Here is a 22768-nt window from a genome sequence, read left to right as displayed (position 1 = left end):
AGCCATGGGTATTGCAGCCGTGTCCAGCGCGCAGGTGCTGCTGCGCAGGGGGCTCACCAAGGTGAACGGTGGCCGACGCCGTCGACGGACGGCGATCAAGATTGCCTGCCGGGCCGCCGAAAAGGGCGCATCCCCCCGTTTTGGATACCCCCATGAACTACTTGAGGAACGTCAGGGTTGCCTGGCGTCTTGGGCTGGGCTTTGGCCTGTTGCTGCTGCTGGTTGCCGCCGTGGTGGCCACCGGCGCCACCGCCAGTGTCGTGCAGAAGCGCGCGATGCAGCAGGTGGTCGACGTCAGCGTAGCCAAGGTGCGCCTGTTGTCGCAGATGCTTGATGCCAACAACCAGATGATGGTGGTGCGCCGCGAGATGCTGATCCGCCAGGGCGATGACCGCGGCCACGACGAGCAGCGTATCGCCGATCTGGTCAAGCGCTACGAGGCCAGCTGGACCGCCTACCAGGCGCTGCCCAGCGACGCCGACGGCAAGGCCATCGCTGAAACCATCGCCGCCAAGCGTGCCATTGCGCGCCCGCTCAACAAGCAGACCAGCGAACTGATGGAGCAGGGCGACTACCCGGGCGCCGTAGCGCTGACCCTGGGCCCCGTGCAGGAAGCGGCAAACGGCTGGAACAAGGCGCTGTCCGATGGCGTGGACTTCGAAGAGAAGGAAAGCCGTGATGCCGCCGCCGAGGCGATCCGCCTGGGTGAGCGCAGCCTGCTGCAGCTGCTGGTGCTGGGCGGCGTCGCGCTGCTGGTGGGCATTGGTGCCTCGGTGATGATCGGCCGCAGCCTGACCGGTCCGCTGGCCCGCGCGGTGAACCTGGCCGAGCGCCTGTCCAAGGGACAATTGGACCAGGAGTTCCGCCTTGGTGGCCGCGATGAACTGACTCAGCTGGGTGAAGCCATGGCCAGCGTGCGCCAGAGCGTGCAGGCGGCGATCGGCGCGCAGCTGCAGATGGCCGAACAGCACGAGGCCGGTGCGATCCGCTATCGCATGGACGCCAGTGCATTCCCCGGTGACTTCGGTCGCATGGTGCAGGCCACCAACAGCCTGGTCGAATCGCACGTGCAGGTGGAGCTGCTGATGGCCGAAGTGATGCAGCGCTACGCCATCGGCGACCTCAGCCGCGACCTGCCCGACTACCCGGGCGAGAAGGGCACGCTGACCCGTACGTTGGCCGCGGTGAAGCAGAGCCTGATGGCGATCAACGCGCAGATCGATGAACTGGCCCGCGCCGCACGCGCTGGTGATTTCAGCATGCGTGGTGATGCCGCTGCGTTCCAGTACCAGTTCAAGGCGATGGTCGAACATCTCAACGGCATGATGGCCAGTTCGCAGGCCAGCATCGCCGATGTCTCCGACGTGCTGCGCGCGATCTCGCACGGCGACCTGACCGCACGCATGGACGGCGAGTACGACGGCGTGTTCGCACGCATGCGCGACGATGCCAACACCACCACCGCACAGCTGACCGGCATCGTGCGTGGCATCCAGGTGGCTGCCGACAGCATCAACAACGCGGCGCAGGAACTGGCCGCCGGCAACAATGATCTGTCGCGCCGCACCGAGCAGCAGGCAGCCAATCTGGAAGAAGCGGCCGCATCGATGGAGGAACTGACCTCCACCGTGCGCCAGAACGCCGAGCTGGCGCGTCAGGCCGACAGTGAAGCGCATGCGGCCGGTGCCGCCGTGCGCGAGACCGAGCAGGCGATGGCACAGATGGCCTCGGTCATGGGTGAGATCGACCAGTCCTCGGCACGCATCTCGGAAATCTCCACGGTGATCGACGGCATTGCGTTCCAGACCAATATCCTGGCGCTGAATGCTGCGGTGGAAGCGGCGCGTGCAGGTGAGCAGGGGCGTGGATTTGCCGTGGTTGCCAGCGAAGTGCGCACGCTCGCGCAGCGTGCCGGTGTCGCCGCCAAGGAGATCAAGGAACTGATCGAAGATGCCGCTGCGAAGGTGAAGAGCGGCCTGGCAGTGACGGTCGAATCGGAAGCCGCGATCGCGCGCGTAGCCCAGGCAAGTTCGCGCACCACCCAGCTGATGAGCGACATCGCAGCGGCCAGCAAGGAACAGGCCGCCGGTATCGAGCAGGTCAACCAGGTGGTGGTGCAGATGGACCAGGTGACCCAGCAGAACGCTGCGCTGGTGGAAGAAGCCACTGCCGCCAGCCGCGCGCTGGAAGAACAGGCGCATGCGCTGACCACGTCGGTGGCGGTGTTCAAGGTGGAGCAGGGCGCGCGCATGCCCATCGTGCCTGCGCAGGCGGCGTAAGCAACCTGCGACTGGATGTTGGATGACGCCCTGCATCGCGATGCCCCGCATGCAGGGCACCGCATGCACGCAACCGGTCGGTGCCGCTGGCTAGCGGCCGCCCGCGGCGCGTTCGATCAACCAGCCAGCTGCGTACAGCAACAGCAGTGTTGGCGGAACCAGTACTGCATACGCGGTCGACCAGGGTTTGCCGTACAGCAGGCTGCCTGCGCCGATGGCATCGAATGCAGCAGACTGCAGGGTGATGGGGAGCGACATCAGGATATAGGCCCCCTTCGGGTCCGCATCCGACTGCGCGCCGTGAACCAGCCATGCGGTCAACAGCAGGTAGACCACGCAAAGCGCAAGACCGGTCCAGCTCAGTAATCGCCGCATCTTCATCCGCATGCCTCCGTTCAACGGACGTCGAAGTGAGCCTGCAGAGGCAGGCTCACATTCCGCAGCAGATCCCTGACCACCACCTGCGCAGTCCACGTGCCTTTCGGATCACTGGCCTCGGCCACGAACTTCAGGTGCAGGTTGGTCATGTACAACAGGGTTGGCGGGCCGGGCAGGGCAGCGGTGAAACAGGGAACATCGCGTTCGTCGATGCTGGTACTGCCGTCCGGGCGCAGCATGCGCAGATCGCAGTGCACCTTGGGTACGCGGTTCTCATCCAGTTGTGGGTTGGACAGGAATGTCAGCAGGAACAATTCACCGCCCGGGTGGACTTCGTCGGCCTGGGTAAAACCGGGAGTGGTCTCCGGTGGGGTTTCCCACTTGGCCCGCCAGTCGGCATCGGAGGTGACCAGCAGCGATGCCGCAAAGCCACCGCTGGATTTCATGGCATCGGTCTCCGGCATCGCCTTGCCTGCCCCGTTTATCCAGCCATCGTTGGCGGAACTGTTCAGTGGCAGCATCATGACCATCATGACCATCATGGCCAGCGCGTAGGTCCATCGCATCAGAGGCTCTCCTTGGCAGCCGCGTCCCGCGGCAGAGCGGGGAGTATCGCTCAACCTTGACCGGCAAAGCAGCAGGAGAGCCGGAGCAGAGCTACCGTTGCCTGCCGATGTGGGCGATGCTTGCCAGCAAAGGAGGTGACATGGGAATCGGGAGCGAGGAAAAGCCGGGCGGTGATTCAGCATCACCCACGCCGCAGCACGTGCTGATGCTGCCCGGCCTGGATGGCTCCGGCAGGCTGTCGTTCCCGTTTCTGTCAACACTCCAGGCTCATGGGCTGACGACGCAGGCGATTACGCTGCCTGCGCAGGGAGGGCAGGATCACGCCACGCTGGCCCAACGGCTGTGGTCGCAGCTGCCCGGCCATCCCTTCATCCTGCTTGCCGAGTCCTTCTCGGGCCCGTTGGCGGTTGAACTGGCCACGCGACAGCCCGCCGGGCTGCGCGGACTGGTGCTTGCCGCGACCTTTGCGCGTCGGCCGGTGCCATTGCCGGCAGCCAGCGCAGCCCTGCTGACGCCGGCCTGGCCTCTGCCTCCCGTGGCGTTGCTTGCGCGCCTGCTGCTGGGGCGGTGGCGCACCCGCGAGCACCTGTCGATGCTGCGCGATGTGCTGGCCCGGATTCCGGCGGCCACATTGCGGCAACGCGCCGCAGCGACCCTGCGCGTCGACGTACGCGCATTGCTGCCGGCAATCGACGTGCCGACGCTGTGCCTGCACGCGTGCCATGACCGCCTGCTGTGGCCACCCAGTGTGGCAGAACTGCAGGCCCTTTTGCCGGATGCCCGGCATGTTTCGCTGGAAGGACCGCATCTGCTGCTGCAGGCACGCGCTGACGCAGCCGCAGCCGAAGTTGCCGCGTGGATGAGGACGCTGTCGCCCTGATCGAAGGACTCAGCCCCGCGCGCGGGTACGTGCTGCCTTCTTCGCCGCCACCTTGCGCACGGTCTTCTTTGCCGCACGGGTTTTCGCTGCCTTCTTCGCCGCAGCGCTACGCGAGGCGGGAGTGCTGGACTTCTTGGCCACCGTCTTCTTTGTCGCCTTCTTTGTGGCTGTCTTGCGAGCCGGTGCCTTCTTTGCCGCCGCCTTCTTCGCAGGTGCCTTCTTCGCTGCCGTCTTGGGTGTGGCCTTCTTTGTAGCGGACTTCCTGGCAGGCGCCTTCTTCGCAGCCGTCTTGCGGGTCGCCTTCTTCGTACCCTTGCGTGCGCTGCCGCTACGCTTGCCGCCGCCATCCTGCTTGTTCACGGTAGCCCAGGCAATACGCTCGGCCGTGCCTTCGCTGGCACCGCGCTCGCGCTCGCTTTCCTCGATGTGCTCGGCCTGACGCTTCTGTTTATCGGAATATGCGGATTTGTCACCACGGGGCATGACAGTTCTCCTGTTGTTGTAGTCAGGCCAGCAGGCGCAGCTTGGGTTCGCGCGCCCACTGGCGGGTGGCGGTCGCTGCCAGGAATGCCTTGGCGTCTTCCGCTTCGACGATGCCGGCGTCGTTGCCGACCCTTGCCGCCTTCAGCAGCGCCTGGCCGCCCGCGTCGCTGGCGATGGCCTTCAGGTGCGCCCACGCCTGGCTGACGAACTCAAGGGCAGCGCTCTCTTTCGACAACGCCTTTGATGCCTCTACGCTCAGCACCACGGCCACCGCATCGAACACGGCCGATGGCGTGCCGGCCAGTTGCCCATCGGCGGCCTGTACGCTGCCGTCACTGAGCGTGGCGCCTCCCACTTTTGGTGCGACCAGCTTCACGTTTGCACCTGCCTTCCGGGCCGCTTTGCTCAGGCTGGCAATCAAGCGCGCGTCGGAGCCTTCGTCGAACAGGATGCCGATGCAGCGCCCTTGCAGGGTGGGTTTGTTGCGACCAATCACCCGCACTTCGGGGGCGGGGGGCATGTCCCGCACTGGAGTAGCGGTCGGCGCCGGGTCGGGCAGTGCAGGCAACGCCAACCCGTCGGCCACTCGCTGTGCCAGTGAGTCGTCGATATTGCGCAGGTGGCTGACGGTACGCACCCGCACCTTCAACGTTTCCACCTTGGACAACTCGAACACCAGCGCCGATGCCAGATGGGCCTGTTCCGGCTTTTCAAGGCTGCGGAAGAACATGCGCGCCTGGCTGTAGTGGTCGGCGAAGCTCTCCGCGCGGGTCCGCCCCTTGCGACCGTCGTCCGCAGTGGCGTGGCTACGGAAGCCGCTCGGGGTCTCGCGTGGTGTGTCGTCCTGCAGCGAGCTGGGATCGTAGGCCACCCGGCCCTTGGGCACCTGCATCTGCATGTGCCCGTCGCGCTGATGATTGGAAAACGGGCACTTCGGAGCATTCACCGGGATCTGGTGGAAGTTGGGGCCGCCCAGGCGCAGCAGCTGGGTGTCCAGATAGGAGAACAGGCGCCCCTGCAGCAGCGGATCGTTGCTGAAGTCAATGCCGGGCGGCACGTTGGCCGGGCAGAACGCCACCTGCTCGGTCTCGGCGAAGAAGTTGTCCGGCCAGCGGTCCAGCACCATGCGGCCGATGACCTGCAACGGCACCAGTGATTCGGGAATGATCTTGGTCGGGTCCAGATGATCGAACGGGAATGCGTCGGCCTCTTCTTCCGTAAACAGCTGCACTGCCAGCTCCCATTCCGGGAAGTCACCGCGCTGGATGGCCTCGAACAGGTCACGGCGATGGAAGTCATTGTCGGCCGACTGCAGCTTCAGCGCTTCGTCCCAGACCGTTGACTGGATGCCCAGCTTCGGCCGCCAGTGGAACTTGACGAAGGTCGACTCACCTGCCTCGTTCAGCAGGCGGAAGCTGTGCACGCCGAAGCCTTCGATCATGCGGAGCGAACGCGGAATGGCACGGTCGCTCATTGCCCACATGATCATGTGCATCGACTCGGGCATGAGCGAGATGAAATCCCAGAAGGTGTCGTGGGCCGTGGCCGCCTGCGGGAAGGCACGGTCCGGTTCCATCTTCACCGCGTGCACCAGGTCCGGGAATTTCATGGCGTCCTGGATGAAGAACACCGGGATGTTGTTGCCGACCAGGTCCCAGTTGCCCTCCTTGGTATAGAACTTGACCGCGAAGCCGCGCACGTCGCGCGGGGTGTCCACCGAGCCTGCGCCACCGGCTACCGTCGAGAAGCGGGTGAACACGGGTGTCTTCACGCCTACTTCGGTCAGGACGCGCGCGCGGGTATGCGCTTTCAGCGATCGGGTCAATTCGAAGTAGCCATGTGCTGCGCTGCCACGTGCGTGCACGATGCGCTCGGGAATGCGTTCGTGATCGAAGTGGGTGATCTTCTCGCGCAGGATGAAGTCCTCCAGCAGCGTGGGCCCCCGGGTTCCCTGCCGCAGGGAGTTCTGGTTGTCCGCCACCGGGATGCCCTGATCGGTGGTCATCACCGGATGGCTGCCCCCGGCCTGCTGGTGCAGTTCATCACCGTTGCCCCGGTGTTGGTTTTCAGCGTGGGTGGTTGCGCGCTTGCCGGTCGGCTTGCTGGCGGCCATTGACGTTGGCTCCGGATGATCTGAAAGAGAACCACGACACTGGAACCGAGCCCGTTAAACCGAGGTCCGGCAAAGGTGAACGTACAGGCAAAAGCAGGCTCGGGTATGCTTGCCCCATGCGAGTCGAGCCCGCCGACATCGAAGCCCTGTTCGACGCCATCCCGGATGTGCTGTTCTTCATCAAGGACCTTCAGGGGCGTTACACCCACGTCAACCAGACCATGCTGCGGCGGCTGGGCCTGCGCGCGCGCAAGGACGTGATCGGGCGTACCGCGGCTGAAATCTACCCGACCGGCCTCAGCGCGGACTACGTCGACCAGGACGCCCGCGTGCTGTCCGGTGAGGTGATCGAGAACCTGATGGAGCTGCACCTGTTCGCCAACCGCGAACCGGGCTGGTGCCTGACCTGCAAGCGCCCGCTGGTGGTCGATGGGGCCATCGAGGGCCTGATCGGCATATCCCGCGACCTCGGCCAGAAGGACAGCCTGGGCACCCAATACGAGCAGCTGCGGCTGGCCCTGGCCCACCTCAATGCGCACTACGCCGAGAACGTGCGCATGCAGACCCTGCTGGACATCACCGGCTTCTCGCTGTCGAAGCTGGAGCGCAGCTTCCGCAAGGTGTTCCAGATGACCCCGCAGCAGGTGCTGACCCGACTGCGGATCCAGATGGCCATGCACCTGCTGCACGGTGACGACAGCATCGCCTGCATCGGCCAGGCCTGCGGTTTCAGCGACCAGAGCGCCTTTACCCGCAAGTTCAAGGCTGAAACCGGTTTCTCGCCGCGCGCCTACCGGGCCCGTATTGGTGGCAACGTCGGCGAGCCGGCGCTGGCCTGAGCCGCCTGCTGCGCTGTGCCTATCCCCGTGGGCACGGGACAGGGTAAGGTGTCGCCCCTGTAGCCGCCGCCAGCCCTGCCGATGCCCAACTCGATTCCGACCGCTTCGCCGTCCCGCCTCGGGCACTCGCTCAAGCCCCGCCAGCTGATCATGATGGGCCTGGGCAGCGCCATCGGCGCCGGCCTCTTCCTCGGCTCGGGCGTGGGTGTACAGGCGGCCGGCCCGGCGGTTCTGGTGTCGTATCTGGTCGCTGGTGCGCTGGTGATCATCGTGATGAACGCACTGGGCGAGATGGCGGCGGCCAAGCCGACCAGTGGCGCGTTCTCGGTCTATGCCGCTGATGCCATGGGAGCCACCGCCGGCGCCACCGTGGGCTGGCTGTGGTGGGTGCAGCTGGTGATCGTGATCGCCGCCGAGGCGGTAGGCGCGGCCGGGCTTCTTGCCACGGTCTGGCCGGCGATACCGGTACCAATGGCGGCGCTGGCCTTCATGCTGTTCTTCACCGCGATCAACCTGCTGGGAGTGAAGAACTTCGGCGAGTTCGAATTCTGGTTCGCCATCCTCAAGGTGGTGGCGATCCTGGCCTTCATCGCCATCGGCGTGGCGCTGCTGATGGGCTGGCTGCCGCAGGTGACCTCGCCGGGCCTGAGCAACTTCACCGAGCATGGCGGCTTCGCGCCGAAGGGGCTGGCCGGTATTGGCGCGGCACTGCTGGTTGTCGTTTTTGCCTTTGGCGGGACCGAGATCGTAGCCGTCGCTGCGGCCGAAACCGAAGATCCCGAGCGCAGCATTGCCCGTGCCATCCGCACCGTGGCCTGGCGCATCCTGGTGTTCTACATCGGCTCGCTGAGCGTGATCATCGCCGTGGTGCCGTGGACCAGCGAGGCGCTGAAGTCGCCGTTCGCTGCGGTGCTGGATATCGCCCGCATCCCGGGCGCGGGTACGGCCATCACCCTGATCGCCGTGATCGCACTGCTGTCGGCACTCAATGCCAACCTCTACGGCGCCTCGCGCATGATGTATTCGCTGGCGCAGCGCCGCGAGGCACCGGCGGTGCTCGGCTGGACCGACCCGCGCCAGGTGCCGGTGATCGCCGTGCTGGCCAGCGTGCTGTTCGGCTTTGCCGCCACGGTGATGGAACTGCTGTTCCCGGACCGGGTACTGCCGGTGCTGCTGAACATCGTCGGTTCCACCTGCCTGCTGGTGTGGACGCTGTCGCTGGTGTCGCAGCTGGTGCTGCGCCGCCGGGCCGACCGCCTCGGCACCCGCCTGCCGTTCCGCATGGCCGGATTCCCGTGGCTGACCGTCTGTGCGCTGGCGATCCTGGCACTGATCTTCGGCCTGCTGCTGAGCGAGTCGCACACCCGCCTGCAGTTCCTGTCGATGGTGGCACTGACTGCCACGATCGCCGCCAGCAGCGCCATCGCCCGGCGCATGCGCGAGGCGTGACTGAAGCTGCCGGCCAGCGGCCGGCACTACCACGGGGGCTGCACATCTGCCGTGCCATGCTGATCGTGTGGGCCGTCATCGGCCCGTCGACCGGGAGTACCGCATGCTGCGCAGTCGCCCCTTCCTGATGTTTACCGGCCAGGCCGAGGCCGCCCTGGCCCTGTACGCCGAGGCCTTCGCCGATTTCCGCCTACTGGCAATGCAGCGCCATCCGGACGGCGCCGGTGCCGGCGTGCCCGGGCAGGTCCGACAGGCCATCTTCCTGCTCGGTGGCACCCACTACCTGTGCTTTGACAGCCTGGACGTGCACGATTTCACCTTCAGCCCGTCGATCTCGCTGTTCGTCGAGTGCTCCGGCGCCGAGCAGTTCGAGCGCGCCGCGCGCGTGCTGGGCGAGGGCGGCCACTGGCTGATGCCGGTGGGCGACTATGACTTCAGCAACCGCTACGGCTGGGTGCAGGATCGCTTCGGCGTGTCGTGGCAGTTGAGCCTGGGGCAGATGCCGGACCCGTGATCGGGATTACCGTGGATGTGGACCCTGGTCTACCCGCCCTCATGAAAACGGCCCGCTTGCGCGGGCCGTTCTCTTTACCGATGCCGCGAGGAATCAAGCCTCGACTTCATCATCCTTGTAGGCATCGACCGGGATGCAGGCGCACATCACGTTCTTGTCGCCGTACACGTTGTCGACGCGCGCCACCGGCGGCCAGTACTTGCTCTGCTTCAGGCTGGCCAGCGGGAAGGCAGCCAGTTCGCGCGGGTAGGCGTGGGTCCACTCGCTGGCGGTCACCGCGGTGGCGGTGTGCGGCGCGTTCTTCAGCGGGTTGTCCTCGCGGTCCAGGCGGCCGTCTTCGATCGCGGTGATCTCCTCGCGGATCTGGATCATCGCGTCGATGAAGCGGTCCAGCTCGTGCAGCGATTCGCTCTCGGTCGGTTCGACCATCAGCGTGCCGGCCACCGGGAAGCTCAGGGTCGGGGCGTGGAAGCCGAAGTCGATCAGGCGCTTGGCGACGTCCTCGGCGCCGATGCCGCTGGTCTTCTCCAGCGGGCGTACGTCGAGGATGCACTCGTGTGCCACCAGGCCGTTGCGGCCGGTGTACAGGGTCTTGAAGTGCGGGGCCAGGCGCTTGGCGATGTAGTTGGCGTTGAGCTGCGCGACCTGGGTGGCCTTGCGCAGGCCTTCGCGGCCCATCATCGCGATGTACATCCAGCTGATCGGCAGGATCGAAGCACTGCCGAAGCTGGCCGCGCTGACCATGCCGACCGGGCCGTTGTCACCCAGCTTGCCCGGCAGGAACGGGGCCAGGTGCTCCTTGACCGCGCACGGGCCCACGCCCGGACCACCACCGCCGTGCGGGATGCAGAAGGTCTTGTGCAGGTTCAGGTGCGAAACGTCCGAACCCCACTTGCCAGGCTTGGCCACGCCGACCAGGGCGTTCATGTTGGCGCCGTCGGTGTACACCTGGCCGCCGTGCTTGTGGATGATCTCGCAGATCTCGACCACCTCTTCCTCGAACACGCCGTGCGTGGACGGGTAGGTCATCATGATCGCGGCCAGTCGGTCGCTGTACTTCTCGGCGTTGAGGCGGATGTCTTCCACATCGACATTGCCGTTGGCATCGGTCTTGGTGACCACCACCTTCATGCCGCACATCTGCGCCGAGGCCGGGTTGGTGCCGTGCGCCGAATCGGGGATCAGGCAGATGTCGCGGTGGCCTTCGCCGCGCGAGCGGTGGTAGGCGCGGATCGCCAGCAGGCCGGCGTACTCGCCCTGTGCGCCGGAGTTCGGCTGCAGGCTGACCGCGTCGTAGCCGGTGCATTCGACCAGCATCGCTTCCAGCGTGTCGATCAGTTCCTTGTAGCCCAGCGCCTGGTCGGCCGGCACCAGCGGGTGGATCTGCGAGAACTCCGGCCAGGTCACCGGGATCATCTCGGCGGTGGCGTTGAGCTTCATGGTGCACGAACCCAGCGGGATCATCGTGCGGTCCATCGCCAGGTCCTTGTCGGCCAGCGAACGCAGGTAGCGCAGCAGCTCGTGCTCGCTGTGGTGGGTATTGAACACCGGGTGGGTCAGGAACGCGGACTGGCGCAGCAGGCCGGCCGGCAGCGCGTCGGCGGTGCTGGCATCCAGCGCGTCGACGTCCAGCGAGGCACCGAACACGGCGGCCAGCGCGACCACGTCGGCGCGGGTAGCGGTCTCGTCCAGGCTGATGCCGACCGAGTCGCTGTCGATCGCGCGCAGGTTGTAACCGGCGGCGCGTGCCTTGGCGTGGATCTCATCGGCATGCACGCCGGTGACATGCAGGGTGTCGAAGAAGTCACCACCGACCTGCACGCCGGCGTTGCGCAGCGCGGCGGCCAGGATCGAGGCCAGGCGATGGGTGCGGCGGGCGATGCGGGTCAGGCCGTCCGGGCCGTGGTAAACGGCGTACATCGAGGCCATCACCGCCAGCAGCACCTGTGCGGTGCAGATGTTGGAGGTGGCCTTCTCGCGGCGGATGTGCTGCTCGCGGGTCTGCAGGGTCAGGCGGTAGGCCGGGTTGCCCTGCGCGTCGATCGAGACGCCGATCAGGCGGCCCGGCATCGAGCGCTTGTAGGCGTCACGGCAGGCCATGAAGGCGGCGTGCGGGCCACCGAAGCCGAACGGCACGCCGAAACGCTGGCTGTTGCCGACCACGATGTCCGCGCCCCATTCGCCCGGAGCGGCCAGCAGGGTCAGGGCCAGCAGGTCGGTGGCCACGGCCACCAGGCCGCCGCGCGCGTGCACGGCATCGACCAGTGCCTTGTAGTCGCCGACCTGGCCGAAGGTATCCGGATACTGCAGCAGCAGGCCGAAGGCTTCCGCTTCCAGCGCTTCGGCCGGAGTGCCCACGCGCAGCACGATGCCCATGGGCTCGGCGCGGGTGCGCAGCAGTTCCAGCGTCTGCGGGTGCACGGCGTCGTGCACGAAGAAGGTGTCCGACTTCGACTTGGCCGAACGCTTGGCCAGGGTCATCGCTTCGGCGGCGGCTGTGGCTTCGTCCAGCAGCGAGGCGTTGGCGATTTCCATGCCGGTGAGGTCGGCGCACAGGGTCTGGAAGTTGATCAGCGCTTCCATGCGGCCCTGCGAGATTTCCGCCTGGTACGGGGTGTAGGCGGTGTACCACGCCGGGTTTTCCAGGATGTTGCGCAGGATCACGTTCGGCGTGTGGGTACCGTAGTAACCCTGGCCGATGAAGCTGCGCAGCACGGTGTTCTTGTCGGCGATCGCACGGATCTTCGCCAGTGCCTGCACTTCGGTCATCGACTCCGGCAGCGCCAGCGGCGCCGGCGACTTGATCTTGGCCGGTACGATGGCATCGGTCATGCCATCCAGCGACGCGTGGCCGACGACATCGAGCATCTGCGCGATCTCGGCGTCGTTGGGGCCGATGTGGCGCTCGACGAACGCATTGTGGTGCTCGAGCTCACGCAGGGAAGGGGTGTTCTGGGACATGGCGAAGGATCCGTCAGGAAAGGGCACACGCACGGGCACAAGCCGCCGGTCGGCGGTCTGCGGGGCGCCCCTCTGTCCTTTTGCCTGAGAGTTTAAAAGCGCGGCGGACCGCAGCTTCGTGCCCCTTCGGCGCCGGATCGAACCGGTCTCTCCAGAGTTCTGTTACGGGTGGTATCGGGCCTGAGCGATTACGGGCGTTGCGCCTTCGGCAGCGGTGTTCCGCTTCTCCCACCGTGTTGCCCGCTGATTATAGCCCGTTGCGGGCCCGCCGGCCGCCTCCAGGCATGGCCGCCGCGCCTGAATGGCCGATGGCCCAGTCGTGCGTTTTGTGCACCGCTGCATGGCATCGGGCGCAATCCCCACCTATGATGGGCGGATACCCGAATTCATCTGGCGCCGTCCCTGCAGAAGGGGACCGGCGCCCGCCGTGCGTGCCGCGCATGGCCCTGCCGGACGCCTTCCCCATGACCGCCGCTGTTGCTCCCTCCACCCGCCGCATGGCCCTGCTGCTCGCCGGTCTGGCCATGTTCGGTCCGTTCTCGATCGACACCATCTTCCCGGCGTTCCCGCAGCTGGCCCAGCGCCTGGCGGTGGACGAAGTGGCGGTGCAGCAGACCATCAGCGTGTACCTGCTGTTCTACGGCCTGATGAGCCTGGCGCACGGCCCGCTGTCCGATGCCTGGGGCCGCAAGTGGGTGATCCTCGGTGGCCTGGTGGTGTTCGTCGGCGCCTCGGTCGGCTGCGCGCTGTCCACCGACCTGACCACGCTGCTGGCGTTCCGCGCGCTGCAGGGCCTGTCGGCGGGTGTCGGCATGATCGTTGGCCGCGCGGTGATCCGCGATCTCTACCATGGCCACGACGCGCAGCGCCTGATGAGCCAGGTGTCGATGCTGTTCGGCATCGCCCCGGCCATCGCACCGATCATCGGCGGCTGGATCCTGCTCAGTGGCGCCGGCTGGCCGCTGATCTTCTGGTTCCTGGTGGTGTTCGGGCTGGTCCTGCTGGCGGCCACTGCACGCTACCTGCCGGAGACCCATCCGGTTGAAGCGCGCGTGCCGTTGTCGCCGCGCACGTTGATGCGTGATTACCTGCGCATCGGCTTCAACCCGCGCTTCCTGCGCCTGGCGCTGGCCGGCAGCATCGGCTTCGGTGGCATCTTCCTGTACATCTCCTCGGCGCCGGTGTTCGTGATGCAGCACCTGCATCTGGGCGAGGGCGGCTTCGCCTGGCTGTTCATCCCCACCATCGGCGGCATGACCACCGGTTCGTTCCTGTCAGGGCGCATGGCCGGGCACACCACGCCCACCCGCCAGGTCGCCATCGGTTTCGGCCTGTGCGCGCTGTCGGTGCTGTTGAACGTCGGCTACGTGGCGCTGGCCCCGCAGTTCGTGCTGCCGTGGGCGGTGCTGCCGATCTTCCTGGGCGGCATGGGCATGGCGCTGATCTTCCCGATCCTGGCGCTGGCGGTGCTGGACATGTACCCGCACCAGCGCGGCCTGGCCTCGTCGCTGCAGGCCTTCGTGCAGCTGATGATCAGCACCGTGGTGGCCGGCGTGGTATCGCCGCTGCTGAGCGCCAGCCCGCTGCACCTGGCGTTGGGCCAGGCTGCGTTCTTCGGTGCTGGTTTCGTGTTCTGGTACTGGGAACACCAGCGTGAACGTGCGGCGCAGGCAGTCTGCACGGGTCACTGAGCAGCGTGCAGGGGTAGGGCAGGCCGCGACGCCGGCAGCGCTTGCGACGGGAAACCACCGGACTAGGCTGGGCACTCCAGCCAGCCGGTGCACGGGTGCACGACAGCCAGCCAATCCGATGTCGTTGCATGAGGTTCCCCCATGGCTGCGCAGCAGACCTACCGCCTGTTCGAGGTGGCGCTGAAGGAGCGCCGCGTTCTCTCCCCTTCCCTGGACCGCATGGTGTTCACTGGTGCCGACGTGGCGCGGATGAAGACCGAAGGCCCGGACCAGCGGATCAAGGTGTTCTTCCCCTTGCCCGGCCAGGACCTGCCGCAGGTCCCCAGCGGCGAGGACTGGTACCCGCGCTACCGGGCGCTGCCGGACGATCAGCGCCCGCCGATGCGCACCTACACCATCCGCCAGCTGCGTGCCGAGCAGGGCGAGGTCGATGTCGATTTCGTCATCCACGGGGTGACCGGACCCGCTTCGCGCTGGGCCATGCATGCACGGCCGGGCGATCGCGTGGTGTTGCTGGCCCCCGATGCCGACTGTGCCGAGAGCAGCGAAGGCTGGGAGTGGAAGCCACCGGCCGGTGTCGGCCAGGTACTGCTGGTGGCCGATGAAACGGCGTTGCCTGCGGTGGCGGGCATCCTCGAAGAGCTGGCGGCCATGCCTGATCCGCCGCGCACGCTGGCGTTGCTGGAAGTGGCCCAGGCCGGCGATGCGGTGCCGTTGAAAGCGCCGGGCACCGCCGAGCTGGTGTGGTTGCCGCGTGGGCAGGCCGCCTATGGCCAGCCGCTGCTGCAGGCGGTCCAGGAACGGCTGTCAGCGACCTCGAGCGTGGCTGCTGGCGATGCGCTGGAGGAGATCGACGTCGATACGCAGATCCTCTGGGAGCAGGCCGACACCTGCGTGGCCGGGCCGCTGTATGCCTGGGTGGCCGGCGAGGCGGGGGCGGTGATGGCGATCCGCCGCCACCTGGTGCGCGATTGCGGGCTGGACCGCCGCGCGATCACCTTCATGGGCTACTGGCGGCACGGTAAGGTGCTGGACTGACCATACTGGATCGAGCACGCGTGAAGCAGCGCTGCGGGCGGGGTGCGCTATCCTTGCGCCCCCCTTCGCAGCGGTACCGCACCATGTCCACCAGCTCCAAGACCCGCCGCGACCAGCGCCGTCGCCAGGAAAAGCAGGCCGCCAACAAGGCCGCCGCGCAGGCATCGCCGGTGGAACCGCATGCCGAGCTGCGCGATGCGCAGCGCACCCTGCTGGCCGGTGTCGTGCGCCGTGACGGCGAATGGGTGCTGGGCATGGACGGCCGCATCGCTGGCCACAGCGAGAGTGCTGCGCAGGTGCTGGCACTGATCATGCAGGCCGGTGAACTGCACGAGCGCAACGGCACGCCGGTGCGCCTGATGTACTCCGATGCGCTGCGCGATGCCGCGCAGGCCGAAGCGAAGGAGAAGGGCCAGACCTTCGAGGAATTCAAGGCCGAGCTGGCCGCAGCGATGGCCGCGAAGAAGAACAGCTGACCGCTGTTGCGGTAGAGCCGGCCGCTGGCCGGCTGCCAGACGGATTTCCACCGTGCAGTTGCCGGCCAGCGGCCGGCACTACCGGAAAGGGGCGGATCCTTTCGGATCCGCCCCTTTTTCATTTCGCCGCCGGGGCCGCGTTGGCCTGCCAGCCGCACATCTGGCCTTTGACTGCTGTTTCGGTAGAGCCGGCCGCCGGCCGGCTGCCCGTTGGGTCTTCATCGCGTAGTTGCCGGCCGGCAGCCGGCACTACCGGAAAGGGACGGATCCTCGCGGACCCGCCCCTTTCTTCATTTTGCCGCCGGGGCCGCGTTGGCCTGCCAGCCGCACATCTGGCCTTCGTTCTGCTGCTTCAGCCACTCGTTGACCGGGGTGAAGTACTCGATCATCGGGCCGGCATCGAGCTTGTCGGTGCCGGTCAGCTCCTTCAGTGTGGCCTGCCACGGCTGGCTGGCACCCTTGCTCAGCATCGCCCAGTACTTCTGGCCGGCTTCCTTGTTGCCGTAGAAGGTGCACTCATGCAGCGGGCCCTTGTAGCCGGACGCGTCGCACAGGCCCTTGTAGAACTGGAACTGCAGGATGCGCGCCAGGAAGTAGCGGGTGTACGGGGTGTTGCCCGGCACGTGGTACTTCGCGCCCGGATCGAAGAGCTCCTCGCCACGGGTGCTGGCCGGAGCCACGCCCTGGTACTTGGCCTTCAGGTCCCACCACGCCTTGTTGTAGTTGTCGGCGGTGATCGAACCATCGAACACGCCCCAGCGCCAGCGGTCGATCATCAGCCCGAACGGCAGGAACGATACGCCCGACAGCGCCATGCGCATCTGGTTGTTGATGACTGCCTCGCGGCTCTCGGTCGGTGCATCGACCAGGCCGATCGAGCTGAGGTACTTGGGCGTCATCGCCAGCACGATGGTGTCGCCGATCGCTTCATGGAAGCCATCGTTGGCACCGCCCTGGAACAGCGGCGGCAGCGGGTTGTAGGCCAGATCGTAATAAATGTGGCCCAGCTCGTGGTAGATGGTGGTGAAGTTCTCTTCGTTCGGCTTGATGCACATCTTGGTGCGCACGTCGCCTTCCATGTTCATGTCCCAGGCGCTGGCGTGGCAGACCACGTCGCGATCGTCGGGCTTGATGAACTGGGTCTTCTCCCAGTACGACTGCGGCAGCGACGGCATGCCCAACGACACGTAGAAGTCCTGCGCGCGCTCGGTCATCTGCTTGGCGGTACGCAGTTCGGCCTCGCGCTGCGCCTTGTACTGCGCCGCTACGTTGGCATCCTTGCCGGCCTTGGCCAGCGCCGCGCTCAGGTTGGTCTGGTACTGCTTTTCAAGCGCTGCAGTGATGTCCAGGCTGCCGGCACCCGGATACGGCTCCAGCTGGTCCCACAGATTCGACCAGTCCTGCTGCCACATGTTGCCCAGCAGGTGCGCGGCGATCAGGCCGTTGCCTACTTCGGCCTTGTCCTTGCCGTAGGTCTTGTCCAGCTTGCCGCGTGCGTAGCAGTGCAGCTGCTCGTACATCGGCTTGACCTGTTCCCACAGGCGATCGGTTTCCGGGCCGATCTGTTCCGGCGGCATGTCATAGCCGCTGCGCCACATCTGGCCGGCATCGGTGAAGCCCATGCCCTTGGCGCCTTCGTTCACCAGGCCGACGAACTTCTGGTAGTCGCCGCGCATGCTCTTGGTGGTGCTGTGCCAGCCCTGCCAGGCATCGAGCTGCTTGTCGTAGTCGCGGCTGCGCGCGAGCACCTGCTCCAGCTCGCCCAGCTGGCGGCAGGAGTTGGGATCGTTGGCATCGGTGCAGTACTTGCCGGCACCGTAGCTGCCTTCCATGCGGGTGGCGATCTGGGTCAGCTCGGCCAGCTTGGCCGGGTCACGCGGTGCCGGCATCGAGGACATCAGCTTCAGCAGGTGGATCGCGCGCTTGCTGTCCTCGCTCATCGGCTTGCCGTCGAACGTGGAGGCCTGTTCGATCCAGCTGTTGAGCTGGGTCAGCGAGCGCTCGTTGGCCTTGGCCGCGATGCGTTCCGAATCACTGTTGATGTAGGTGGAGGACAGCCACTGCGCCGAGGTCATCTCCGGGTAGGCGGCCTTGAACTCGGCATTGATGCGGGCCACGAACTGGTCGGCGGTTTCGCCGGCCGGGGTGCTGCTGCTGGCGGTATCGGTGCCTGGGGCAGCTTCCTTCTTGCAGGCGGCCAGGGCCAGCGTGGCGGCGGCGATTGCCGAGGCCAGCAGGAGATGACGGTGTTTCACGGGCGGTCCTTGGGTGGTGAACGACGGCCGAAGGCTAGTGGGCCGTCGCTGCCACCGCAAGTGGCGGAAGTCGGTTGGGTTCGGCAGGGCTGCGCCCTGCACCTGCCGAAGCCTTCAAGCAACGTCAACGTCAGAAGCGGGTATTCCGTGGTTTGGCGGGGCGGTGTCGGAGTGCGGGGACGCCGCAAGTACGTCCCTGTAGGCTTGGCAGCCGCATCCATGCGGCTGACACCCCACCTCTGACAGATCGCTGCGGCTGTTGGTGGGTGTCGACCTTGGTCGACACATCTGTCAGGTATCGAAATGAATCTGGGGTCAGATCCGGTTTCCTCCGGAAAACGGATCTGACCCCAAGGCCGTTCCATCAGATCGCGGAAAACTGTCGAAGGCGGGGTGGGTCCGGTTGCGGGGGCGTGAGCGCCATGGATGGCGCGACCGAGCCTACAGGAATGTATATACGGCGTCCCCCGCAACCGGACCCACCCCGCCAACCCACGGATAGCCAGCTTCTGCTGTTGCTGTTGCTGTCGAGGCTGCCGGCCAGCGGCCGGCACTACCGCGGGTGCAGGGCTGCAAGCCCTGCCGGACAACCCTCAACCCTCGCAGTTGGCGAACACGTCGCGGTCGCGCTCGTACAGCGAGGTCTTCACCTGCATCAGGCCCAGCACCGACGGGAACAGGTTGTCATGATCGGTATAGGCCGCCGAACGCTTGCGCACGCACTGCAGGTCCAGCCCGCGGCTGCTGGCAAAGCCCGGTGAGAACCACATCGTCATCGGTACCCGGGTCTGCTCGGCCGGGGCGATGGCGTAGGGCACGCCATGCAGGAACAGGCCCTTCTCGCCCAGCGACTCGCCGTGGTCGGACAGGTAGATCATCGCCGTGTCGTAGTCCTGCATGCCCTGCAGCGTACCGATGGTCTTGGTCAGGAAGTGATCGGTGTACAGCACGGCATTGTCGTAACTGTTGGTGATCTCTTCGCGCGAGCAGCGGCCGATGTCGCGGGTATCGCAGGTGGGGGTGAAGCGGCGGAACGCGGGCGGGTAGCGCTCGAAGTAGGCCGGGCCGTGGTTGCCCAGCTGATGCAGCACCACCACCCGGTCGCCCGGCTTTGCACGTACCTGGGTGGCCAGGTCCTGCAGCAGGATTTCGTCCATGCAGCGGCCGTCAGCGCACAGGCCCGGGGTGGTCGCATCGGACAATGACTGGAAGTCCAGGCCTTCGCACACGCCCTTGCAGCCGGACTGGTTGTCACGCCACAGCGGCGCGATACCGGCACGGTTCAATACGTGCAGCAGCGACTGGTGCGCGCGGATCTTCTTCTCGTCGTAGTCGTGCCGGCCCCATGGCGAGAACAGGCACGGCAGTGAAACCTCGGTGCTGGTGCCGCACGAGTGCATGTCCGGGAAATTGATCACGCTGGCCTGCGCCAGTTCCGGGGTGGTGTTGCGGCCACCGTTGAGCCCCCAGTTCTGCGCGCGCACGGTCTCGCCCATGACGATCACCAGCAGGCGCGGTTTGCTGGCAGGGGCACGCGGGGTGGCCTTGGCATCGGTACCGATCGGCAACTTCGGTGCGCGCTGTACCGGGTTGTCGCCACGCAGTGCACGCGGCATGCCCAGCAGCACATTGGCCGGGGTGGCGAGGTAACGCACTTCGCGCTGGTTGCGCATCAGTGCCGAGACGTCCTGGAACGAGATCAACGCGCCGCCGACCGCAGTCACCGCCGCCACCACCAGGAAGCCGAGGCGCCACAGCAGGCTGCGGCCCCAGCTGCGGCGGCGCAGCTGCACGCGCCACAGCACCGCCATCGGCAGCACTGCCAGCAACAACACCGGCCACAGCAGCGACACGGTCATCAGCTCACGGCTTTCCTTGGGATCGGTCGCCAGCACGTTGCGCAGCATGTCCGCATCCAGGTAGATGTGGTAACGGCTCATGTAATGCGCAGCGAATGCGGTCACCAGCAGCAACAGGCTGATCACCACCTTGGCGTTCCAGCGCCAGACCAGGATACCCAGCAGCACGCCGTGCGCACCCAGCAGCAACAGCAGCAGCGACAGCGCGTAGCGCAGGCTGCCCGGATGGCTGGCCATCGCGCTGTGCCAGAACAGGCCGTTGCCGGCCACTGCGAAGAACAGGCTGGTCAGTGCGATCAGTGCTTCGGTGGACAGCTGCGGCCGCCAGCGGCGAAGGTTCGCCAACGCGGGAAGGCGGGCGGGGCGTTGGACCGATGCACTCATGCGTTTGCCTCCTGGCGGTGGGGACGGTCCAGCTGACGGCGGGCCAGGACGCGTTTGACGATCAGATACAGGCCCAGCGAAAGCAGCCAGCAGATCAACGCAGTAGCAACGTCATGCGAAAGGAAATGCGCGCCCCGCAGTTGCTGGCTCACGCCGAATACCAGGCCGGTGCCAAGGCCGATCCACAACCCGGCCCAGCGCCATGAAGGGCGCCACAGCAAGGCGAAAAAGTACAGGGACAACCATGCATAGCCCGCGCTGGCGTGGCCGGCCGGGAAGCAGGCCTGTGCGGCCATGCCTGCGGGGCGTGCCGTGAAAAGCCCGATGAACGGCTGGTGGCCACCGTAGCGCAGCAGGTCCCAGGGGCATTCCATCGGCACCAGCGACTTCAGCAGGGAGATCACACCTGTGCCCAGGGCCATGGCAATCACGACATAAAGCAGCGCCCACCGCAGGGTGCGATCGCGACCCTTTCGCCAGTGGTGGAAGCACAGCAGGATCGCCACGAGCGCAGCAGCTGTGCTCAGCCACTTGCCGGCCTTGTGCACCACCGTGCGGGTGACCCAGACGTCCTGTAGCGCCCAATGGCCACCCTCAAGGTGGAACAGGTGATCGGCCACCCATTGGTCGCCGCCGAAACCCATCAGCAGCGTAAACACGGGCAGACCGAGTGCGACAGGCAGCCAGAGGTGAGTTACGGCGAATTTTGACGCCAGTGGCGATGTCGCAAGCGGCGCTACCGAATCAAGGGGACGGACGGGCATGCTGGGAACGGGCGGGTCGGGAATCCGCGGCCATGCTCGTCACCTGGATGTCGGAGAAGGGTCGGACGCTCGTTCGTGCCGGGTTAATGCTTGCCCGGCACGTGTCAGCGTTCAGTCTTCTTCAGCGGTCGCGCCGGCCCGTTCGGCGTGGCATTCCGCGTCCCACGCGGTACCGGGAAGCAGTTGCCAGCGATTCCTGTTGGCAATACCGATATCGATCACCTTGCTCGGGTCCACGCACGGGCTCATCGCATCGTCCAGCACCAGCAGCCAGCGCTTGCCCGGTGCCTCGGCCAGCCACGGGCCGGCGTCGTGCCACTGCTCGGCCCAGGGCCGCTTGAAGCCGAACTCGCGCACCGGCCGGTCGGCCTGCAACAGGTTCTGCTCGCGCCAGGCCACCAGCGCCAGTTCGGCGTCGGGTCCGATCCGCGCGCCCACCCGGCGCATGAGTGCCGACGCCGAAGCGAAGGGGTCCAGTGCAGGCATCAGCACCAGGCCGTAGAGCATCCACAGCATGCCGTGGGTCAGCAGTACCAGCGTCGCGGCACGGCGTACCCGCAGCCACACGATCAGCGTGGCCAGGGCAATGGCGAAGGTCAGCAGGCCATCGCCCAGCACCGGCAGCAACGTCTCGGGCATGGCGCGGCGTTGCAGTTGCGCCAACGCCCATGGGTGCTCGGTCATCAGCATCACGCCGAGTACGCCGGTGGCCAGCATCAGCACCACGCTGTAGCCGAACAGGTAGCGGCGCACGCACACGCGGCGCAGCAGGCCGGGCAGCAGCGGCGCCACGGCCAGTGCCATCGCCGGCAGCATCGGCAGCAGGTACACCTCGCGCTTGCCCGGGCTGGCACTGAAGAACACCAGTACCAGTACGGCCCAGCCCAGCAGCAGCCACTGGCGGCGATCGCCACGAAGGATGCGGCGCCACCAGGGCTTGAACAGCATCGGCAGCAGCAGGCTGCCCGGCAGCCACAGGGTCAGGATCACCTGCAGGTAGTACCAGGCCGGCTGCCGGTGGTGCCAGGCATTGGCGTAGCGGGTGCCGGTCTGCTTGAACAACAGCTCGTGCGCGTAGGCCTGCAGTTCGGCGCTGGGCGTATGCAGCAGGGCCCAGCCCAGCGGCGCCAGCCACACGCCCACGCCCAGCAGGAACGCCGGGATCAACCACAGCAGCGTTGCCGGGTGCGGACCCTCCACACGGTGCCCGCGACGGCGCTGGTACAGCCACCAGCCGAACCAGGGCAGCACCAGCAGCAGCGGCAGGAAACCCACGCCCTTGGTCACCGTGCCGACACCGGCGGCGAAACCGGCCAGCCACAACGCGGGCAGGTTGCGACGTTCGCACAGGTGCCGCATCAAGCCCCACAGGGCGACGGTGGTCATCCCCACCAGCACCATGTCGATCTGCGCACGCTTGGCCATCAGCCCGAACTGCAGGGTGCAGAACAGCGCCGCGAGGGCATAGATGGAATGCCGCGGCGACCACAGCCGCCGTGCCAGATCCGACACCAGCCACAGACTCAGCAGGGCGCCCAGCAATGACGGCAGCAGGAACGACCATTGCCAGCTGCCGACCACCTCGTAGGCGGCCGCCTGCAGCCACATGAACACCGGTGGTTTCTCGGCATACAGCTCGCTGCCACGATGCGGCAGCAGCCATTGCCCGCTCTCGACCATGGTCCGTGCGGCCAGCACGAAGCGCGGCTCGTCCGGTGGCTGCGGCTGCCGAAGGCCGATGCCCGCTGCCAATGCAGCAATGATCAGCAGCCACAACAGGGGCAGTCGCCAACGGCGGGGCAGGGCTACGGGCACGGCAGGCTCCGGGAGCAAAACGG

The 22768-nt window shown here is 66.6% G+C and carries 17 protein-coding genes and 1 riboswitch; of the genes, 8 read left to right on the top strand and 9 right to left on the bottom strand.

Going from position 1 to position 22768, the window contains the following annotated elements; all coding sequences use genetic code 11:
- Positions 1 to 152 precede the first annotated feature (152 nt).
- Positions 153 to 2279 carry a methyl-accepting chemotaxis protein gene (locus tag ACMZ91_RS12670; protein ID WP_414577491.1) on the top strand — a complete coding sequence of 709 codons (2127 nt, stop codon included), beginning with the start codon at positions 153 to 155 and terminating at the stop codon, positions 2277 to 2279.
- Positions 2280 to 2369: 90 nt separating this feature from the next.
- Here the strand turns inward: ACMZ91_RS12670 and ACMZ91_RS12665 are convergent, their stop codons facing one another.
- Both ACMZ91_RS12665 and ACMZ91_RS12660 read right to left on the bottom strand, forming a co-directional pair.
- Entirely contained in the window at positions 2370 to 2660 is a 291-nt protein-coding gene (locus ACMZ91_RS12665; RefSeq protein ID WP_414577493.1) for a hypothetical protein, read from the bottom strand.
- Positions 2661 to 2674: 14 nt separating this feature from the next.
- Positions 2675 to 3223 (bottom strand): hypothetical protein, encoded by a 549-nt coding sequence (locus tag ACMZ91_RS12660; protein WP_049463122.1) that lies wholly within the window; start codon positions 3221 to 3223, stop codon positions 2675 to 2677.
- A 140-nt stretch (positions 3224 to 3363) separates the two neighbouring features.
- On the opposite strand from ACMZ91_RS12660, the gene ACMZ91_RS12655 reads away from it, so the two are divergent.
- A complete protein-coding gene (locus ACMZ91_RS12655) occupies positions 3364 to 4104 on the top strand; it encodes an alpha/beta fold hydrolase (protein ID WP_049463123.1) in 741 nt (246 codons plus the stop codon).
- 9 nt (positions 4105 to 4113) lie between these two features.
- Here the strand turns inward: ACMZ91_RS12655 and ACMZ91_RS12650 are convergent, their stop codons facing one another.
- Together ACMZ91_RS12650 and ACMZ91_RS12645 are read right to left on the bottom strand one after the other, a co-directional pair.
- Positions 4114 to 4587: a hypothetical protein gene (locus tag ACMZ91_RS12650; RefSeq protein WP_049463124.1), complete on the bottom strand. Its 474-nt coding sequence runs from the start codon at positions 4585 to 4587 to the stop codon at positions 4114 to 4116.
- Between the two features lie 22 nt (positions 4588 to 4609).
- A complete protein-coding gene (locus tag ACMZ91_RS12645; protein WP_134951365.1) occupies positions 4610 to 6700 on the bottom strand; it encodes a catalase in 2091 nt (696 codons plus the stop codon).
- Positions 6701 to 6816: 116 nt separating this feature from the next.
- On the opposite strand from ACMZ91_RS12645, the gene ACMZ91_RS12640 reads away from it, so the two are divergent.
- The 3 genes from ACMZ91_RS12640 to ACMZ91_RS12630 all read left to right on the top strand — a co-directional run bounded on the left by ACMZ91_RS12640 (position 6817) and on the right by ACMZ91_RS12630 (position 9502).
- Complete coding sequence (locus ACMZ91_RS12640; RefSeq protein ID WP_032127825.1) at positions 6817 to 7539, top strand: AraC family transcriptional regulator; 723 nt, start codon at positions 6817 to 6819, stop codon at positions 7537 to 7539.
- Between the two features lie 81 nt (positions 7540 to 7620).
- Positions 7621 to 8988, top strand: a complete 1368-nt coding sequence (locus tag ACMZ91_RS12635) for an amino acid permease (RefSeq protein ID WP_134951366.1) — start codon at positions 7621 to 7623, stop codon at positions 8986 to 8988.
- A 103-nt stretch (positions 8989 to 9091) separates the two neighbouring features.
- Entirely contained in the window at positions 9092 to 9502 is a 411-nt protein-coding gene (locus ACMZ91_RS12630; RefSeq protein WP_005410627.1) for a VOC family protein, read from the top strand.
- 93 nt (positions 9503 to 9595) lie between these two features.
- On the opposite strand, the gene gcvP is transcribed toward ACMZ91_RS12630, so the two are convergent.
- Positions 9596 to 12463 carry an aminomethyl-transferring glycine dehydrogenase gene (gcvP, locus tag ACMZ91_RS12625; protein ID WP_414577496.1) on the bottom strand — a complete coding sequence of 956 codons (2868 nt, stop codon included), beginning with the start codon at positions 12461 to 12463 and terminating at the stop codon, positions 9596 to 9598.
- A gap of 62 nt (positions 12464 to 12525) precedes the next feature.
- Positions 12526 to 12628, bottom strand: a riboswitch (glycine riboswitch).
- A gap of 299 nt (positions 12629 to 12927) precedes the next feature.
- Here gcvP and ACMZ91_RS12620 point away from each other — a divergent pair.
- The 3 genes from ACMZ91_RS12620 to ACMZ91_RS12610 all read left to right on the top strand — a co-directional run bounded on the left by ACMZ91_RS12620 (position 12928) and on the right by ACMZ91_RS12610 (position 15668).
- The gene (locus ACMZ91_RS12620) at positions 12928 to 14154 is read left to right on the top strand and encodes a multidrug effflux MFS transporter (protein WP_049421272.1); all 1227 of its coding nucleotides are present in this window, start codon (positions 12928 to 12930) and stop codon (positions 14152 to 14154) included.
- A gap of 141 nt (positions 14155 to 14295) precedes the next feature.
- The gene (locus ACMZ91_RS12615) at positions 14296 to 15192 is read left to right on the top strand and encodes a siderophore-interacting protein (protein ID WP_317218251.1); all 897 of its coding nucleotides are present in this window, start codon (positions 14296 to 14298) and stop codon (positions 15190 to 15192) included.
- Positions 15193 to 15275: 83 nt separating this feature from the next.
- On the top strand, positions 15276 to 15668 hold the full coding sequence (locus ACMZ91_RS12610; protein ID WP_008265644.1) for a hypothetical protein: 393 nt from the start codon (positions 15276 to 15278) through the stop codon (positions 15666 to 15668).
- Between the two features lie 290 nt (positions 15669 to 15958).
- On the opposite strand, the gene ACMZ91_RS12605 is transcribed toward ACMZ91_RS12610, so the two are convergent.
- From ACMZ91_RS12605 to ACMZ91_RS12590, 4 genes are all read right to left on the bottom strand, one after another.
- Positions 15959 to 17923 carry a M2 family metallopeptidase gene (locus tag ACMZ91_RS12605; protein WP_414578649.1) on the bottom strand — a complete coding sequence of 655 codons (1965 nt, stop codon included), beginning with the start codon at positions 17921 to 17923 and terminating at the stop codon, positions 15959 to 15961.
- A 593-nt stretch (positions 17924 to 18516) separates the two neighbouring features.
- A complete protein-coding gene (locus ACMZ91_RS12600; RefSeq protein ID WP_414577594.1) occupies positions 18517 to 20166 on the bottom strand; it encodes a phosphoethanolamine transferase in 1650 nt (549 codons plus the stop codon).
- Complete coding sequence (locus ACMZ91_RS12595) at positions 20163 to 20930, bottom strand: phosphatase PAP2 family protein (RefSeq protein ID WP_414577592.1); 768 nt, start codon at positions 20928 to 20930, stop codon at positions 20163 to 20165. The genes ACMZ91_RS12600 and ACMZ91_RS12595 overlap by 4 nt, the downstream gene beginning before the upstream one ends.
- 111 nt (positions 20931 to 21041) lie before the next feature.
- The gene (locus ACMZ91_RS12590; RefSeq protein WP_197655961.1) at positions 21042 to 22745 is read right to left on the bottom strand and encodes an ArnT family glycosyltransferase; all 1704 of its coding nucleotides are present in this window, start codon (positions 22743 to 22745) and stop codon (positions 21042 to 21044) included.
- Between the last annotated feature and the right edge of the window lie 23 nt (positions 22746 to 22768).

This window comes from Stenotrophomonas sp. FR024 (assembly GCF_047500745.2).
GTDB lineage: Bacteria > Pseudomonadota > Gammaproteobacteria > Xanthomonadales > Xanthomonadaceae > Stenotrophomonas > Stenotrophomonas maltophilia_A.
This window is presented reverse-complemented; position numbering and strand designations above follow the sequence as displayed.